General features: G+C 68.0%; 14 protein-coding genes. 11 read left to right on the forward strand and 3 right to left on the reverse strand.

The genetic code is table 11. From position 1 onward, the window contains the following. Window positions 1–8 precede the first annotated feature (8 nt). The 4 genes from IAI54_RS02270 to IAI54_RS02285 all read left to right on the forward strand — a co-directional run bounded on the left by IAI54_RS02270 (window position 9) and on the right by IAI54_RS02285 (window position 5,049). Window positions 9–1,442, forward strand: a complete 1,434-nt coding sequence (locus IAI54_RS02270) for an aldehyde dehydrogenase family protein (RefSeq protein WP_187972983.1) — start codon at window positions 9–11, stop codon at window positions 1,440–1,442. Window positions 1,443–1,719: 277 nt separating this feature from the next. Further along, on the forward strand, window positions 1,720–2,952 hold the full coding sequence (locus IAI54_RS02275; protein WP_187970815.1) for a mandelate racemase/muconate lactonizing enzyme family protein: 1,233 nt from the start codon (window positions 1,720–1,722) through the stop codon (window positions 2,950–2,952). Window positions 2,953–2,984: 32 nt separating this feature from the next. Then, complete coding sequence (locus tag IAI54_RS02280; RefSeq protein ID WP_187972984.1) at window positions 2,985–4,583, forward strand: GMC family oxidoreductase; 1,599 nt, start codon at window positions 2,985–2,987, stop codon at window positions 4,581–4,583. Beyond that, the gene (locus IAI54_RS02285) at window positions 4,567–5,049 is read left to right on the forward strand and encodes a hypothetical protein (RefSeq protein WP_187970816.1); all 483 of its coding nucleotides are present in this window, start codon (window positions 4,567–4,569) and stop codon (window positions 5,047–5,049) included. Before IAI54_RS02280 ends, IAI54_RS02285 begins: the two co-directional genes overlap by 17 nt. 45 nt (window positions 5,050–5,094) lie before the next feature. On the opposite strand, the gene IAI54_RS02290 is transcribed toward IAI54_RS02285, so the two are convergent. After that, window positions 5,095–6,309 (reverse strand): MFS transporter, encoded by a 1,215-nt coding sequence (locus IAI54_RS02290; protein ID WP_187970817.1) that lies wholly within the window; start codon window positions 6,307–6,309, stop codon window positions 5,095–5,097. A 248-nt stretch (window positions 6,310–6,557) separates the two neighbouring features. Between IAI54_RS02290 and IAI54_RS02295 the strand changes: the two genes are divergently transcribed. From IAI54_RS02295 to IAI54_RS02325, 7 genes are all read left to right on the forward strand, one after another. Next, the gene (locus IAI54_RS02295) at window positions 6,558–7,679 is read left to right on the forward strand and encodes an ABC transporter substrate-binding protein (RefSeq protein ID WP_187970818.1); all 1,122 of its coding nucleotides are present in this window, start codon (window positions 6,558–6,560) and stop codon (window positions 7,677–7,679) included. Next, complete coding sequence (locus IAI54_RS02300; protein WP_187970819.1) at window positions 7,676–8,482, forward strand: ABC transporter ATP-binding protein; 807 nt, start codon at window positions 7,676–7,678, stop codon at window positions 8,480–8,482. The genes IAI54_RS02295 and IAI54_RS02300 overlap by 4 nt, the downstream gene beginning before the upstream one ends. Window positions 8,483–8,494: 12 nt before the next feature. Next, entirely contained in the window at window positions 8,495–9,337 is an 843-nt protein-coding gene (locus tag IAI54_RS02305; protein ID WP_187970820.1) for an ABC transporter permease, read from the forward strand. Between the two features lie 57 nt (window positions 9,338–9,394). Continuing rightward, window positions 9,395–10,720 carry an NtaA/DmoA family FMN-dependent monooxygenase gene (locus IAI54_RS02310; RefSeq protein WP_187970821.1) on the forward strand — a complete coding sequence of 442 codons (1,326 nt, stop codon included), beginning with the start codon at window positions 9,395–9,397 and terminating at the stop codon, window positions 10,718–10,720. Between the two features lie 49 nt (window positions 10,721–10,769). Continuing rightward, the gene (locus IAI54_RS02315) at window positions 10,770–11,516 is read left to right on the forward strand and encodes a GntR family transcriptional regulator (RefSeq protein WP_187970822.1); all 747 of its coding nucleotides are present in this window, start codon (window positions 10,770–10,772) and stop codon (window positions 11,514–11,516) included. A gap of 94 nt (window positions 11,517–11,610) precedes the next feature. Next, the gene (locus IAI54_RS02320) at window positions 11,611–12,114 is read left to right on the forward strand and encodes a flavin reductase family protein (RefSeq protein WP_187970823.1); all 504 of its coding nucleotides are present in this window, start codon (window positions 11,611–11,613) and stop codon (window positions 12,112–12,114) included. Window positions 12,115–12,203: 89 nt separating this feature from the next. Then, entirely contained in the window at window positions 12,204–13,529 is a 1,326-nt protein-coding gene (locus IAI54_RS02325) for an NtaA/DmoA family FMN-dependent monooxygenase (RefSeq protein WP_187970824.1), read from the forward strand. A 319-nt stretch (window positions 13,530–13,848) separates the two neighbouring features. On the opposite strand, the gene IAI54_RS02330 is transcribed toward IAI54_RS02325, so the two are convergent. Next, window positions 13,849–14,604: a hypothetical protein gene (locus IAI54_RS02330; protein WP_187970825.1), complete on the reverse strand. Its 756-nt coding sequence runs from the start codon at window positions 14,602–14,604 to the stop codon at window positions 13,849–13,851. Window positions 14,605–14,651: 47 nt separating this feature from the next. Next, the gene (locus IAI54_RS02335; protein WP_187970826.1) at window positions 14,652–15,833 is read right to left on the reverse strand and encodes a hypothetical protein; all 1,182 of its coding nucleotides are present in this window, start codon (window positions 15,831–15,833) and stop codon (window positions 14,652–14,654) included. Window positions 15,834–16,206 lie beyond the last annotated feature (373 nt).

The raw sequence follows: 16,206 nt of genomic DNA on the forward strand, positions 1-16,206 counted from the left end.
ACCATGCCATGATCGAACTGCGCGATGTCTACATCGACGGCCGCTGGGTGCCCTCCCGTTCCGACGCCCGGCAGACGCTGGTCGACGCCTCGACCGAAGAGGTTTTCGGCACCGTCGCGCTGGCAGGCGACGCCGACGTGGATGCCGCAGTGGCCGCCGCCAGGCTGGCCTTCCCGGCCTGGGCTGCGACCGCGCCGGAAACGCGCATCGTCGTCGTGGACAGGATGCGGGCGATCCATCTCGAACGGACCGAGGACATGGCCCGCGCCATCTCGCGGGAGATGGGCGCGCCGATCGACCTCGCACGCGCCGCGCAGGCCGGATCCGGCCCGCGCCACATGGCCAATTTCATCGCCGCGGCGAAGGATCTCGACTTCGTGCGGCCGCTCGGAGCCCATGCGCCGGACGACCGCATCGTGCTGGAGCCGGTGGGCGTTGCGGCGCTGATCACGCCCTGGAACTGGCCGATCAGCCAGATCACGCTGAAGGTCGCCGCCGCGCTGATCGCCGGCTGCACGGTGGTGCTGAAGCCCTCCGAGATCGCGCCCTTGTCGGCCATCGTCTTCGCCGAGATCGTCGACGCGGCCGGCCTGCCGCCCGGCGTCTTCAACCTCGTCCATGGCGACGGCCCGGGAGCCGGAAACCGGCTGGCCACCCACCCCGACGTCGACATGGTGAGCTTCACCGGCTCGACGCGGGCCGGCATCACGATCACGAAGGCCTCCGCCGACAGCCTGAAGCGGGTGGCGCTGGAACTCGGCGGCAAGGGCGCCAACCTCGTCTTCGCCGATGCCGACGATACCGCCGTCGAGCGCGGCGTGCGCCAGTGCTTCGTCAACAGCGGCCAGAACTGCAATGCGCCGTCGCGCATGCTCGTCGAGCGCTCGATCTACGAACGCTCCGTCGAGACGGCGGGCGAGATAGCCAGGTCGATCGCCGTCGGTCCGCCGAGCCAGCCCGGCGCGCATATCGGCCCGGTGGTGTCGCAGCGCCAGTTCGATCGCATCCAGGGCCTGATCGAGACGGGCATCGCCGAGGGCGCGCGGCTCGTCGCCGGCGGGCCTGGCCGGCCGGCCGGGTTCAACCGCGGCTATTTCGTCCAGCCGACCGTCTTCGCCGACGTGACCAATGAGATGACCATCGCGCGCGAGGAGATCTTCGGGCCGGTGCTGTCGATCATTCCCTTCGATACGGAGGACGAGGCGATCGCCATCGCCAACGACACGCCCTACGGGCTGACCAACTACGTGCAGAGCCAGGACGGCGCGCGCCGCAACCGGATCGCCCGGCTGCTGTGGTCCGGCATGGTGGAGATGAACGGCAAGCCGCGGGGCGCCGGCTCGCCCTTCGGCGGCGTCAAGGCTTCGGGCCGGGCGCGCGAGGGCGGACGCTGGGGCATCGAGGAGTTCACCGACGTGAAGTCGATTTCGGGCTGGGGGTGAAGTTGATGCGCCTCCCAGTCTCTTGAACGAAAGGAATGCCCGGCGGCAACCACCCCCTCACCGTCCGCTTCGCGTCCACCTCTCCCCCTGCCCGGGGGAGAGGAAGCCAGGCTGGACAAGTGCCGGCAGCGCGGCAGCACTTTTCCTCTCCCCCGGGCAGGGGGAGAGGTGGCACGCGAAGCGTGACGGTGAGGGGGTGCTTCGCGCGGATCGAACTCATCCAACTGCGCCGGCAAGTGCCGAGCGCTTCATCAGCAGACTACTCTGAAGCCGAGGAATGACCGTGAAGAACAAGGCGATCGTGGGCGAGGTGAAGACGCTGTCCTGCAGCAACTCGTTTCGCAACTACCACTTCCTGAAGATCACCACCGAGGACGGCGTCGTCGGCTGGAGCGAATACGACGAGAACTTCGGCTCGCCGGGCGTGACCTCGGTGATCGAGCAGATCAGCCACCGCGTCATCGGCCAGAGCGCCATGCTGCACGAGCACATCCGCGAGGACCTGCACAACGTCACCCGTCCGGCGTCGGGCGGCGTGGTCGGCCAGGCGCTCGGCGCGATCGAGAACGCGCTGCTCGACGCCAAGGCGCGGACGCTCGACGTCCCCTGCCACGTGCTGCTCGGCGGCAAGGTGCGCGACAGGATCCGGGTCTACTGGTCGCACTGCGTGGCCTACCGGATGCGCACCGAGCATTTCTCGCCCGGCATCGTCGACGCCGATGGCGTGCGCCAGATCGCCCGCGACGTGCGCGACGAGGGCTACACTGCGCTCAAGACCAACATCTTCCACTATGACGCGGACGACCGCATCGAGGCCTGGTCGCCGGGCTTCGGCCGGCCGCACGAGCCCTCGCTCAACGTCGAACGCAAGACCTTGAAGGATCTGCGCAAGCATCTGGAGATCATGCGCGAATCGGCCGGGCCGGACATCGACATCCTGCTCGACTTGAACTTCAACGCCCGCACCGAGGGCTTCCTGAAGATCCTGCGCGAGACGGCCGATCTCGACCTGTTCTGGGTGGAGATCGACACGCTCGACCCGCAGGCGCTGGCCTATATCCGCGCCCACAGCCCGCACCCGATCTCGTCCTGCGAGACGCTGATCGGCCTGCAGCAGTTCCTGCCCTATTTCCAGAACCAGGCGGTCGACGTGGCCATCATCGACACGCCCTGGAACGGGGTCTGGCAGTCGCTGAAGATTGCCGCCGCGGCCGCCGCCTACGAGATCAACGTCGCGCCGCACAATTTCTACGGCCACCTCTGCACGATGATGAACGCCCATTTCAGCGCGGTCGTGCCCAACATGCGCATCATGGAGACCGACATCGACCGCATCGCCTGGGATGCGGAGGTGTTCACCCACGCGCCGGAATACAAGGACGGCCATCTGATCCTGCCCGACCGGCCCGGCTGGGGCACCGAACCCGACGAGGCTGCGCTGGCGAAGTATCCGCCGCTGCGGAAGACCGGCCTGATCAACCGCACCCAGACGCCGCGCCTGGCGCTCTGAACCGCCGGGCATCCCTCGTGAACCGCTCGAAGATCAACGATCCCGTCGACGTGCTCGTCATCGGCGCCGGCGCGTCGGGCGCGGCGGTCGCCTGGAGCCTCGCCGACACCCGCATGCGCATCCTGTGCCTGGAGCAGGGCGACTGGCAGCAGTCGTCGCGCTATCCGAGCACGGGCCGCGACTGGGAGGCGCGGCAGTTCGAGGACTATGCGATCAGTCCCAACCGGCGCGCCATGCCGGCCGACTATCCCGTCAACGACGACGACTCGCCGATCAAGGTGGCGAACTTCAACGGCGTCGGTGGCGGCACCATCCTCTATGCCGGCCATTTTCCGCGCATGCACCCGTCGGACTTCCGGGTGCGGACCCTCGACGGCGTCGCCGACGACTGGCCGATCGACTACCGCACGCTCGAGCCCTTCTACGCGCTCAACGACCGCATGACGGGCGTGGCCGCGCTCGAAGGCGATCCGGCCTATCCGCCGAAGGAGGCGGTGATGCCGCCGCTGCCGCTCGGCCGCACCGGCGAGGTTCTGGGGCAGGCGATGAACGGGCTCGGCTGGCACTGGTGGCCCTCCGACACCGCCATCAATGCGCGCGAGCACGAGGGCAGGGCGGCCTGCATCAACCTCGGCCATTGCGGCCATGGCTGCGCGCAGGGCGCCAAGGCCTCGACCGACATCACCTACTGGCAGGAGGCTCTGCGCGCCCGCGTGGAGCTGCGCACGCGCTGCCGGGTCAGCCGCATCGAGACCAGTGACGACCGGATGGCGACCGGCGCCTGGTATTTCGACGCCGATGGCGAGGAGGTCTTCCAGCCGGCCGAGATCGTGATCATGGCCTGCAACGGCATCGGCACGCCGCGCATCCTCCTGAACTCGGCGTCGGAGCGCTTTCCCGACGGCCTCGCCAATTCGAGCGGCCAGGTCGGACGCAACCTGATGTTCCACCCCTATGCGCTGGTACGCGGCCGCTTCGACCAGCCGATGGACGGCTATCGCGGCTCGCGCGTCTTCATGTGGTCGATGCAGTTCTACGAGACCGATCCGGCGCGAAATTTCCTGCGCGGCTACTGCTACCAGTTCACGCGCGGCGCCGGGCCGGTGGCAACCGCCATCAACGGCATGGCCGACGGCCTGCTGCCCTGGGGGGAGGGGCATCACGCCGCCTTCCGCAGACTGTTCGACCATCAGGCGGGCATGGTCTCGATCTGCGAGGACCTGCCGGAGCCGATCAACCGCGTGACGCTCGACCCTCGATTGCGCGACGGCAACGGCATTCCGGCGCCGAAGATCACCTATCGCCTGAGCGCAAACACGCAGCGGATGCTCGACCATTCGGTCGCCCGCGGCACCGAGATCCTGAAGGCCGCCGGCGCGCGCGACATCGTCACCCGCGCGCCGCTCTCCTATGCCGGCTGGCATCTGATGGGCACCGCGCGCATGGGCACGGATCCGGCGACGTCGGTGGTCAACGAATGGGGCCGCAGTCACGACGTGAAGAACCTGTTCATCGTCGACGGCAGCGTCTTCGTCACCTCCGGCGGCGTCAATCCGACGTCGACCATCCAGGCGATCGCGCTCTACGTCGCCGACCAGATCAAGAGCCGCATCCATGACCTCTTCGACTGACGGAAAACAGGCTTTCCAACCGCAACCGCCGCTTCTTTCGGCGGCCGAGACCGATTGCCTGCGCTGCATCGCCGGGCACATGATCCCGGCGAGCGCGGCGTTCGGCGTTCCCGGCGCGGACGACGAGGCCATCCTGGCCGACATGGCCGGCCCGCTCGGCCGGGACGGCCCAGCTCTCGCGGTCCTCCTGAAAAGCGTGGACGCGGCGGCGGGCGGACGTCTGGTCGATCTCGATCCCGCCGCCCGGGCGTCGCTGCTGTCGGCGATGCGTTCGGCCGAGCCCGCGGCCTTCGCCGTCGTGGAGGCGGTCGTGACCCGCGCCTATTATCGCGACGACCGCGTGCTCGCGTCGATCGGCATGGAGGCGCGGCCGCCCTTTCCGCAGGGCTACGACCTGCCCGCGACGGACTGGTCGCTGCTCGATCCGGTCCGGCAGCGCGGTCCGCTCTGGCGGCCGGCCGACTGATGCGGCCGGGAACCGGCGTGGTGGCCCCCAGCCGGGCGCTTTGCCTCACACGTCTGCAGGCGCGGCTGCCGGGGCGGGCGCGGAGCGCCGCCCCAGTCCCTTCGAAAGCCAGAGGGCGCTGACCGCCAGCACGGCGGCCGACAGGAAGTAGACTGGCGGCAGCCCCCAGCGGTCGACGATCGGCGCGACCAGCGCCACGCCCGCCGACTGGGCGACGAACAGGCTGGTGGCGAACAGCGCCACGCCGGTTCCGCGCGCCGCCGGGATGATCTGCGTGGCATGCACCTGCAGCGGGTTGTGGATCAGGTAGAAGCCGAAACCCAGCACGGCGACGGCGATCGGCATCGACCAGAGATAGGGGCTCGCGCCCAGCGTGCAGAGGCCGACGGCCGCGAAGCCGCCGCCGGCGGCGATCATCGAGGTCTGCCCGTAGCGTTTCAGGAGACGCGAAAGCCAGAACGAATAGACCAGACCGCCGAGCGGAAAGCAGGCGATGACGAGGCCGACCGTGCCGAGATCGATCCCGAAACGGTGGTGCAGGCTCGCACCGGTGAAGGCGAGCGGCCCGAAGAAGGCGATGCCCTCGATGACGACGCCGCCGAGCACGATGAGACCGTAGCGGTTGTGCCGCAGCGCGCCGAGATGCGTCATCATGCTCATGCGTTCGGGCGGAGCAGCCAGGCTCCGGCGCGTGAAGCGGGTTCCCCAGGCGAGCGCGGCGGCCACGACCAGGAAGCCGGCGGCGAAGACGATGGTCGTCATCCGCCAGCCGAAATGCTCGGCCAGGATCCCGCCGATCACCTGGCCCAGCAGGCCGCCCGAGATCGTGCCGGACATGTAGCGCGCCATCACCGGCTGGCGCTCGGCCATCGGCACGTGGTCGCCGATCCAGGCCATGGCGAGCGGCACGATGCCCGAGGCCGCGACCCCCGCGAACAGCCGCGCCACCGCGAGCTGGCCGATCGACGCCGCGAGGCTTGCGGCGGCGCTGGCCACCGCGCTGAGCAGGCACAGGATCATGATCAGCCGGTACTTGCCGAACCGGTCGCCGATCAGCCCGACCGCGAACTGGCAGGCGCCATAGCCGAGCGCATAGGCGGTGATGACGACCGACGCCTGCCCGACCGTGACGCCGAAATCCGCCGAGAGGCTCGGCAGCATGATGTCCATCGACCGCAGGTTGACGCTGGCGGCGAATCCGGAGGCCGACAGGAGCAGGACCGTGCGTCCGATCTGAACGGAGGCGGCGTTCTGTTTCATCGCGCGGCCCGCGGTGCGGTCCGGGGCGACGCCGGATCAAGGCCTGGTTCGGCAGGACGGGGGAGGCGGCAGATGGCGGTTCTTATCACGACGTGCACACGGATTAAGCAGAAACGAAAATCGTCACAAAAACAGGCTTAACAGCTTGACAAGCCGCTGGCCATGGGAATTTTATAAATTATAAAAAACGTGGGGAACGTCCAAGGCGGATCGTTGTGCAGCTCGAAAGCGAACAAGGAACCGCCGTCATGTCTGGAATTCGATATCTCAAGGTCACGGGCTCACTCGGAGGCAGCGCCTGGCTCCGGGCCGCCATCACCGGTGCGTCCGTCCTCGCCCTGCTTCCCGTCGTTGCCGCCTCGGCGCAGGACATGAAGAAGGCCACCATCGTGCTCAGCACGACCGACCAGGACGTCTCCTACGAACCCTACGGTCCGCTCGCCGCGCAGCTTGGCTATTTCGAGGAGGAAGGTCTCGACGTGACGATCGAGACCGCCGGCACGAGCGGCCAGGTGATGCAGCTCCTGCTCTCCGGCCAGGCGCAGTTCGCCATGCTCGGACCCGACAGCGTCCTGCTGACCGCCGAGAAGGGCGGCGACCTGCCGGTCAAGATGATCTACGTGCTCATCCGCAAGAGCATCTACACCGCCGCCGTGCTCGACGGTTCGCCGATCCAGGACTTCGGCGATCTGGCCGGCAAGGTCGTGGGCATGCCCGCGCTGTCGACCACGCTCGAAGCCTTCACCAGGATCCGCATGGACGACGACAAGGCCGAGGCGCCCGCCAGGAGCGTGGTCGAGACCGGTTATGGCGTGACCTCGATGGAAGCGCTGAAGTCGGGCACCATCGACGCCTTCATTGCCTGGCCCGGCCTGTTTGCCGCCTACCAGAACGCCGGCTACGACCTGCGGCTGCTGCCCTACGGCGACTGGCAGAACGACTATTACGGCATCGGCCTCGTCGCCCGCGACGACTACATCGCCGCCAACCCCGACATCGTCGAGACGATCGCCCGCGGCGTCGCCAAGTCGGCGGTCTTCATCAAGACCAATCCGGAGAAGGTGGTCGAGACCTTCTGGGAGACCTATCCCACGCGCGCACCGCTGCCGGGCGAGGACGTCGCGGCTGCGATGAAGAAGGAGATGCGCATCCTCGGCGCCACCATCGGCCAGATGCGCATCGACGAGTTCCCGATCGACTTCATGTGGGGTTCGCAGGATGCGGCCACCTGGCAGCGCCACTACGATCTCCTGAAGAAGACGGGCCAGATCAAGACCGACTTCGACCCGACCCGGTTCTTCACCAATGAATTCAACGCCAAGGCGAACGAATTCGACCGCGCACCGATCATGCAGGCGGCCAGCCAATGAACATGCAGTTCTCGCAGGCGGCGGGGCTGCCGACGTCGAGCAAGGCCAGCCCCATCCATGTCTCGGCCCTGACCAAGGTGTTCAGGACGCGCACCGGCGACGAGGTGACGGCGCTCGCCGACACCACCTTCAAGATCGCCGGCGGCGAGTTCGTCTCGATCGTCGGTCCGTCGGGCTGCGGCAAGTCGACCGTCATGCGCATCATCGCCGGGCTGATCGATGCCTCCAAGGGCGCCGTCCTGCTCGGCAAGGACGTCGTCACCGCGCCGTCGCCGGAAATCGGCATCGCCTTCCAGAAGGCGGTGCTCTTGCCGTGGCTGACGGTGGCGCGCAACATCGCGCTGCCGGCCGAGCTCGAGGGCCGCAAGTCGAAGGCGGAGATCGCCGCGCGCGTCGAGCAGCTGCTCGGCATGGTCCGGCTGACGGGGGCAGGGCAGCGCTATCCGGGCGAACTGTCCGGCGGCATGCAGCAGCGGGTGTCGATCGCCCGGGCCCTGATGACGGAGCCGTCCGTGCTCCTGATGGACGAGCCCTTCGGCGCGCTCGACGCCCTGACCCGCGAGCACATGCACGACGAGCTGCTGGCGATCTGGGAATACAGCCACCCGACCGTCGTGTTCATCACCCACGACATCGCCGAGGCGGTCTACCTGTCCGACCGGGTGCTGGTCATGGCGGCCCGTCCCGGCCGGGTGGTGGCCGACATCCGCATCGACCTGCCGCGCCCGCGGCGGGCCGACATCCGCGGCGAAGCGCGCTTCGCGAAGCTGGGCGCGGAGATCCGCGCCTTGATCCCGCACTGACCGGAGGAAGCCATGGCCATGACCGACGACAAGGCCGGTGCGACGGCGGCGATGGCCGCCACGCTGGCGGGGCTGCAGAACTCCCGCCTCGGGGCGATCATTCGGCAGGTCACGATCAAGATCCTCCAGCTTCTCGGCGGCATCCTCGCCTGGGAACTGCTGGTGCGGGGTCTCGACGTCGATCCGCGCATCGTGCCGGGGCCGGCCGAGGTGCTGGAATCGCTCTGGGCCCTCACGGTCTCGGGCATCCTGGTCGGTGCGATCTGGATCACCATGCAGGAGACCGTGATCGGCTTCGTGATCGGCGCGCTGCTGGGGATCGCGCTCGCCGTGATCCTGTCGGAGATCCCGGTGCTCAAGGCGATCCTGCAGCCCTACATCGTCGCCCTGCAGGCGGTGCCGAAGGTGGCGGTGGCGCCGCTGTTCCTGATCTGGTTCGGCTTCGGCATGGAATCGAAGATCGCGCTGGTCATCAGCATCCTGTTCTTTCCGGTGCTGGTGAACACCATGGCCGGTCTCGACTCCACCTCGGAGGAACAGATGGAGCTGATGAAGGCCTATCGCGCCACGCGCTGGCAGACGCTCACGCGCGTCAAGGCCTATGTCGCGCTGCCCTTCGTCTTCGCCGCCTTCGAGGTCAGCCTGGTGCTCGCCCTCACCGCCGCCGTCGTGGCCGAACTGCTCGGCTCCGGCACGCTGGTCGGGCTCGGCACGCTGATCAAGATCTACGACGCGAGGATGAACTCGGCCGGCATCTTCGCCGTGCTGATCGTGCTGTCGGTGCTGGGGGTGGCGCTCCACGCCATCGTCGTCGCCGCGTCGCGCCACTTCCTGTCCTGGAGCCGCCCCGTCTGAGCCACGCCTGAACCCGTCGCCTCCGCCGCATTCACCGCATCACGAAAGGCCGTCTCCATGTGCCAGTCCGAGACCATGCACCTCGCCGTCGACTGTTCCTTCATCCACACCGACCATCTCTGGGCGCAGCCGGGCTCCTGGGTGAACTACCAGTACTACGGACCCGACTTCTACGAGGACGTGGCCCGCATCGCCCAGCGCGGCTTCTTCGACATGATCTTCTTCGGCGATGCCGCCGAGACGCCCGAGAACTTCGGCGGAAACTACGACGTGCCGCTGGAGCAGGGCATCCGCTGGCCCAAGCACGACATGGTGCCGATGATCCCCTACATGGCACGCGTGGCCCCGAACCTCGGCTTCGGCACCACCATGTCCACCACCTACCACCACCCGTTCCACGTCGCGCGGCTGTTCTCCTCGCTCGACCACGTCACCGGCGGCCGCGTCGCCTGGAACGCGGTCACCTCCGCCTACAAGAACGAGGCGGCGAACTGGGGCTTCGACACCATGATGCCGGCCGCCGAACGCTACGAGAAGGCGCGCGAGCACATGAAGGTGGTGCGGGCGCTGTGGGACAGCGTCGAAGCCGACGCCATCGTCATGGACCGCGAGACCGGCGTCTTCGCCGATCCCTCCAAGGTCCATCTCGTCAACCATTCGGGCAAGTACTTCAAGGTGCGCGGGCCGCTGCCCTGCCTGCCCTCGCCGCAGGGCAGCCCCGTGGTCATCCAGGCGGGCCAGTCCGACGACGGCATGAATCTCGCCGCCCTCCATGCCGACATGCAGTTCGTCTCGCGCCGGACGCTGAAGAGCATCGCCGACCACCGCGCCGTGCTCGACGACCTGACCGTGAAGCACGGTCGTTCGCCGCGCGACCTCGGCGTGTTCTGGTCGGTGCGGGTGCAGGTCGGCGACACGAAGGAGGACGCCGTCCGCAAGGAGAAGCGCTTCCTCGACTCGCTGCCCGACAATGCCGGCATCATCGAGTTGTCCTTCCTCTACGGCATCGACTTCTCCAGGTTCGACGGCAAGATGAAGCTCTGCGACCTGCTCGAGGTGGTGCAGCAGCAGCAGGTGCACTGGGGTACCTTCCAGGAACTGGTGAAGACCGAAGGGGCCGAGACGACGCTGGAGGAGGTCGGGCGCCGCTACATCGCCGATCGCTCCAACTATGTCGTCGGCTCGGTCGAGGAGGTGGCGGACCATCTCGAGGCGGTGCATGAGTCGGGCGGCCGCAACGGCGGCATCATCCTGGCCAAGAGCTTCGCCGCTCCCGGCATGCTGCGCGACTTCGTCGAGATGGTCGTGCCCGAACTGCAGCGGCGCGGTCTGGTCCGCACGAAATACGCATCGACGACGCTGCGCGGCAACTTGAACAGCTAGAACGGGCGGGCCCGCTCCGGCGGGCTCGTCCACCACCAGGGAGGAAGCCATGAACAATACCGCACCGAAGGGCGTCGCACAGAGCGACGCCGGCGTGACCGATTTCGCCGGCGCCGTCCGGCACCTGCGGGCCGACGGCACGCGGCGGCAGACGCTGAAGCAGTTCGCGCGCGAGGGCATCCTCGCCGCGATTCTCGCCGGCGAGGTGAGGCCCGGCGAGAAGCTGCTGCAGAAGGACCTGGCCGAGGGCCTCGGCATCAGCATCACGCCGGTGCGCGAGGCGCTGAACGAGCTCAGCGCCGAGGGTTTCGTGCATCTCGACCCGCATCGCGGCGCCGTGGTGCGCAAGATGAGCGAGGAGGAGATGATCGAGACGACGAGCATCCTGGCGGCCCTCATCCCGCTGTCGGCGCGGCTGATGGCGGAAAACATCACGCAGGCCGAGCTCGAGCACGCCAACGCGCTTCAGGACGAACTCGAAGTCGTCACCGACGTCACCGAATTCGTCCGGCTGAACCGGGTGTTCCACAATTTCCTGACCAACTGCACGCGCGCGCCGCGGCTGAGCGCGATCATCAATCCGCTGCGCGACTCGCTCACGGTCATGCTCAACATCACCGTGCGGCGCATCGAGGACCGCCTGAACCAGGCCAATCGCGAACACCGCGCGCTGCTGGCCGCGCTGGCGGCCCGCGACGTGGAGGCGACGGTCGCGGCCATGGTCGAGCATCAGCGGCCGAACCGCAAGGCGGTGCGCGACTTCTTCGAGGATCAGACGCGGCCGCTCCTGCGGTGACCGGCTCGACGGACGTGCCTGCGGGCGTTCACGGTTGCGGAGGAGCCAGAGACGAAATGGACAGCATGTCCGCAACTGCCGGAAAGGACCGATCATGACGATTGCCATCGACGTGCCGAAGGATGCCCGCGCCCTGCGCGACGCCTTCGCCTGCTATCCGAGCGGGGTGACCGCGCTCTGTGCGGTGACGCAGGGCGAGCCGACGGGCATGGCCGCCTCCTCCTTCACCTCCGTCTCGCTCGATCCGCCGCTGGTCTCGGTCTGCATCCAGACCAGTTCCGCCACCTGGCAGCGCCTGAAGGACGCACCGCGCATCGGCGTCTCCGTTCTCGGCGAGGGCCATGACGCGGCCTGCCGCAGCCTGTCGTCGAAGACCGGCGACCGCTTCGACGGCGTCGACTGGTCCGCGACGCCGCAGGGCGCGATCTTCGTCGAAGGTGCGGCCGCGCATCTCGACTGTTCGGTGCATTCGACCATCGATGCCGGCGACCACGTCATCGTGCTCTTGGCCATCCACGCGCTGGGCACGCAGCCCGGCGTCGAGCCGCTGGTCTTCCACGGCTCGCGGCTCAGGCGCCTCTCGCCGGTCGCCGCATGAACGAACCAGGTGGCCGCCATGCACGGCCGCCGATGTCCCGGGAGGGACGGCCTGGCGGGCGCTCCATTCAATGAGAGATCGAGCGCTCCATGTGTGAATCCGAATCCATCCACCTCGCGATCGACAGTTCCTTCATCCACACCGACCATCTGTGGTGCACGCCGGGATCGTGGATGAACTACGACTATTACGGCCCGAGCTTCTACGAGGACCTGGCGCGGATCGCCCAGCGCGGCTTCTTCGACATGATCTTCTTCGGCGACGCCGCCGAGACGCCGGAGAATTTCGGCGACGGCTACGCCACGCCGCTGCGCGAGGGTTATCGCTGGCCCAAGCACGACATGATGCCGATGATCTCGCTGATGGCGAAGGCCGCGCCCAATCTCGGCTTCGGCATCACCATGTCGACGACCTACCACCACCCCTTCCACGTCGCGCGGCTGTTCTCCTCGCTCGACCACGTCACCGGCGGTCGCGTCGGCTGGAACGCGGTCACCTCGGCCTACAAGAACGAGGCGGCGAACTGGGGCTTCGACACCATGCTGCCGCCCGACGAGCGCTACGACATTGCCCGCGAGCATCTGCAGGTGGTCATCGACCTCTGGAACAGCGTCGAGGCCGACGCCATCCTCATGGACCGCGAGAACGGCATCTTCGCCGACCCCTCGAAGGTCCACCTGATCAACCACGTCGGCAAGCACTTCAAGGTGCGCGGACCGCTGCCCTGCCTGCCCTCGCGCCAGGGGAGGCCGGTCGTCATCCAGGCCGGCCAGTCGGACGACGGCATGAACCTCGCGGCCAAGCACGCCGACATGCAGTTCGTCTCGCGCCGCACCAACAAGAGCATCGCCGCCCACCGCGCCGTTCTCGACGACCTGACCGTCAAGCACGGACGCAAGCCGCGCGACCTCGGCGTCTTCTGGCAGGTGAGGGTGGTGGCGGGCGACACCCGCGAGGACGCCATCCGCAAGGAGCGCCGCTTCCTCGAGACCCTGCCGCCCAACGCCGGCCTGATCGAACTGTCCTTCCAGTTCGGCTTCGACTTTTCCAGGCTCGACGGCAAGATGAAGCTCGTCGACATGGTCGACCTGATCAAGTCGCAGAAGACCTATTGGGGACCTTTCCAGGAATTGCTCAACACCGAGGATCCCGACACCGAGATCGAGGATCTCGGCCGGCGCTGGATCACCGAGCGCTCGAACTTCGTCGTCGGCAGCGTCAAGGAAGTGGCCGACCACATCGAGGGCGTGCACGAGGCCGGCGGCCGCAACGGCGGCATCATCCTGACCAAGAGCTACGCCGCGCCCGGCGCGCTGCGCGACTTCTGCGAACTCGTCGTCCCGGAACTCCAGCGCCGCGGCCTGATGCGCACGAAGTACACCCACGACACCTTGCGGGGGAATTTGAACAGCTGACGGGCGGGACGGTCGCCGACGCATGGATCGAAAGCCGCCGCGGGGCGCTGCGTCCCCGTTCCGCGGGTATCGGGGAGATCGACGTGCGGGAGACGGATGCCCCACCGAGGGCCGGGCGGTTGCGACGGCGGTCGCCTGGTGGAGACCTTGCGCCCGTCGTCCCCCGTTCGCGTGCGATGGGGCGCGCGCCGTGGCGGTGCGTGTCCGGCCCGGTCTGAAGCATGTCTCCCGGGAGTGGGGCCCCGGTTTTGGGGTGAAAGACATGCGCGAAAACAAGGACCTGAAGCGTGCGGCGCAAATCTGAAGGATGGCGACACGCTTAGCGGCAGACCTCGTGCGTGCCGGGAACCGGAGCGCCGTCGCCGCAGATGATGCCGCCCCACTGGAACCCGGTCTGGCCCCGGTAACGGATGCGGAACCACGGATAGCCGTTCATCATCACGCCGGTATTCTCCAGAAGCTCGATCGGTTCGCGCTCGGCCAGGCTCGCCAGCCTTGCGTTCTCCATGCCCGGTCCCGACCGGACGACTCCGCCCCACGATGCGGCGGGACCGAACGATCCCCCGCCGCCGGTCGGGGCTGCCGCGACCCGGCGCGGCGGCGAGACGACCTCGGGCGGGACCACCACCCCGGCGGAACTTTGACCCTGCGGCGCAGGGCCGCCGGGCGGTGCCGCCGAAACCGTGGCCGGCCGCTGCTGCCCGGGGGGAGCGAGCACGAGGCTCTGGTAGGGCTCCGGGCCGGCCTGATGGCGCTGGAACTCCTGCTGGGCGACGCCGAAGACCCAGACCCCGCCCGGCTCCGAATTCTGGTCGGCGCTCGCGCCGGGCGCGATGGTGGCCACGTAGGCGAACTGGCCGGTGCGCGGATCGGCGCGGTAATAGTCGACGGGCTGGCTCATCGCGTTGACGAAGCGCAGCCGGACCGCCTGCGGCGCGGCCGGCGGCGGCTGGGAGACCCGGGCACCGCCGAGGGGCTGCTGCGTGCCCAGCGGCTGCTGCTGCGCTGCCGCCGGCCATGCGGCGATCGCGAGCGACAGGGCGAACAGGCGGGCCGGCACGTTCGGGTGTCTCATCGCGGACCTCGGGCTGCGGTTTGGCGGGACATCGGCGCAGGGCATCGTCATTCGGGTCCGAAACCGGGGCTCTTGCGCGAGATGGTGAGCCGCGTCTCGGTAGCGGCGGGCCGGTAGGCCTCGATGCAGTTGCCGGGACCGTCGGTGAATTCCCAGACATGGCCGGTGGAAGTTCTCACGACGGTCGCCTCGCCGTCGTTCAGGCCGACGATCTGCACGAACGTCCCTTGCGCATCCACCCAGGTCAGGTTTCGGAATTCCCCCGTCGCGTTCACGAATTCCACCGTCACCGGTGCCCCGGGAAAGGACCGCTTGACGCCTTGCGGCCCGCAGGCGGGCGGGATCGTCATCGCCAGGGCGGGGTTCGCCGCTTCCGCGGCGAACCGGCGGCAATCGCCGAGGAAGGCGGCGAGCGATCCGCCGATGCCGGCGAGGTCGAGCCGCAGCGCAGCCGCTCCACGGGGGCCGTAGCGCAGTTCGGTCATGGCGGAAAACACCTGCCAGAGCCGGTCGTCGGCACCGGTGTCGAGCCGGAAACCGGCAAATCCTTCCGAGGATTCCGGAACGAAGCTCCGCGCCGGCACGGTCTGGCTCGCGCCGCGCGCGACGAAATCGATCGCCACGTCCGAGAACGGCGCGATGGCGCCGAGATCGGCCGCGATTTCGGCGGCGATCCGGCCGCCGCTCCCGCGGCTGCAGGTCGCCGAGAACCGCGACTGGTCCGTTTCCGCGACACTGAGGGACAGGCTCGCCGTCAGGCCGAAACTGCGGACGTCGTCGACGTATCGCGCATAGTTCCAGCTGAAGCCGTCCGCATGGGCCGGGCCGTTCAGGCTCTGCGGGATGTCCCCGTCGGGGATGCCGGTCGGCTCCGGCGGCTGGACGAGCGCGACCGCGCCGGCGGGTGCCGTCTGCGGCGCGATGGTGAAGATCTGGTCCGGCGTTCCGGTGGTCGAATAGCGTGCGATCTCGCGCTGGTTGGCACCGAACACCCAGACGATGCCTTCGGCCGAAAGCTGCTCGACGACCCCGCCCGGCGGCATCGTCGCGTAGTATTCGAGCCCGCCCGTCCCGGGATCGAGCAGATAATAGTCGACGAGACCGCTCGTCGCGTTCTGCAGCCGGATCGTCACCGAGAACGCGTCGTCGTCGGCGGTCTGCGCCCGGACGGCCGTCGCAGGGCCGATCAGGCTCGCCAGGAGAGCGACGCACAGAAACATCTTCTGCATGAAACAGTGCCCTCGGACCAAAGTCTAAGCCGTCACGCGACGAGGCGGAGAACGAAATCGGCGGCTATCTGCAGTTATCATCCACACGCCCCGCGAGCAGAACGTGTCCGCGACAGTCGATCCCCTCAGTCGAAAACGCTGGGACGTTACGTCAGGGGGCGGAAAATGGCGAGACCTATAGTGACGGATCGGTGCAAGAAATGCGTTTGACTTCCGGAGACGTCGCGCTTTACCCTGTGTCATCGACTGTAGCGGAGAAGCCTGACAAGGGCTCCCGGGACGCGCGCTGCATCGAGCGCCCGTCGTGCCTGCTTTGTGTGTTGAACGAACGTCGTTGAGCGAAACTCAATGTCGGGCAGACCGGCTCGAATAG

Source organism: Aquibium microcysteis (assembly GCF_014495845.1).
Classification (GTDB): domain Bacteria; phylum Pseudomonadota; class Alphaproteobacteria; order Rhizobiales; family Rhizobiaceae; genus Aquibium; species Aquibium microcysteis.

Coding starts and splice junctions, on each gene's coding strand:
- IAI54_RS02305 (WP_187970820.1), top strand. CDS start 8,495: ATGGCCATGACCGACGACAAGGCCGGTGCGACGGCGGCGATGGCCGCC.
- IAI54_RS02285 (WP_187970816.1), top strand. CDS start 4,567: ATGACCTCTTCGACTGACGGAAAACAGGCTTTCCAACCGCAACCGCCG.
- IAI54_RS02295 (WP_187970818.1), top strand. CDS start 6,558: ATGTCTGGAATTCGATATCTCAAGGTCACGGGCTCACTCGGAGGCAGC.
- IAI54_RS02325 (WP_187970824.1), top strand. CDS start 12,204: ATGTGTGAATCCGAATCCATCCACCTCGCGATCGACAGTTCCTTCATC.
- IAI54_RS02310 (WP_187970821.1), top strand. CDS start 9,395: ATGTGCCAGTCCGAGACCATGCACCTCGCCGTCGACTGTTCCTTCATC.
- IAI54_RS02330 (WP_187970825.1), bottom strand. CDS start 14,604: ATGAGACACCCGAACGTGCCGGCCCGCCTGTTCGCCCTGTCGCTCGCG.
- IAI54_RS02290 (WP_187970817.1), bottom strand. CDS start 6,309: ATGAAACAGAACGCCGCCTCCGTTCAGATCGGACGCACGGTCCTGCTC.
- IAI54_RS02320 (WP_187970823.1), top strand. CDS start 11,611: ATGACGATTGCCATCGACGTGCCGAAGGATGCCCGCGCCCTGCGCGAC.
- IAI54_RS02300 (WP_187970819.1), top strand. CDS start 7,676: ATGAACATGCAGTTCTCGCAGGCGGCGGGGCTGCCGACGTCGAGCAAG.
- IAI54_RS02270 (WP_187972983.1), top strand. CDS start 9: ATGATCGAACTGCGCGATGTCTACATCGACGGCCGCTGGGTGCCCTCC.
- IAI54_RS02275 (WP_187970815.1), top strand. CDS start 1,720: ATGACCGTGAAGAACAAGGCGATCGTGGGCGAGGTGAAGACGCTGTCC.
- IAI54_RS02335 (WP_187970826.1), bottom strand. CDS start 15,833: ATGCAGAAGATGTTTCTGTGCGTCGCTCTCCTGGCGAGCCTGATCGGC.
- IAI54_RS02315 (WP_187970822.1), top strand. CDS start 10,770: ATGAACAATACCGCACCGAAGGGCGTCGCACAGAGCGACGCCGGCGTG.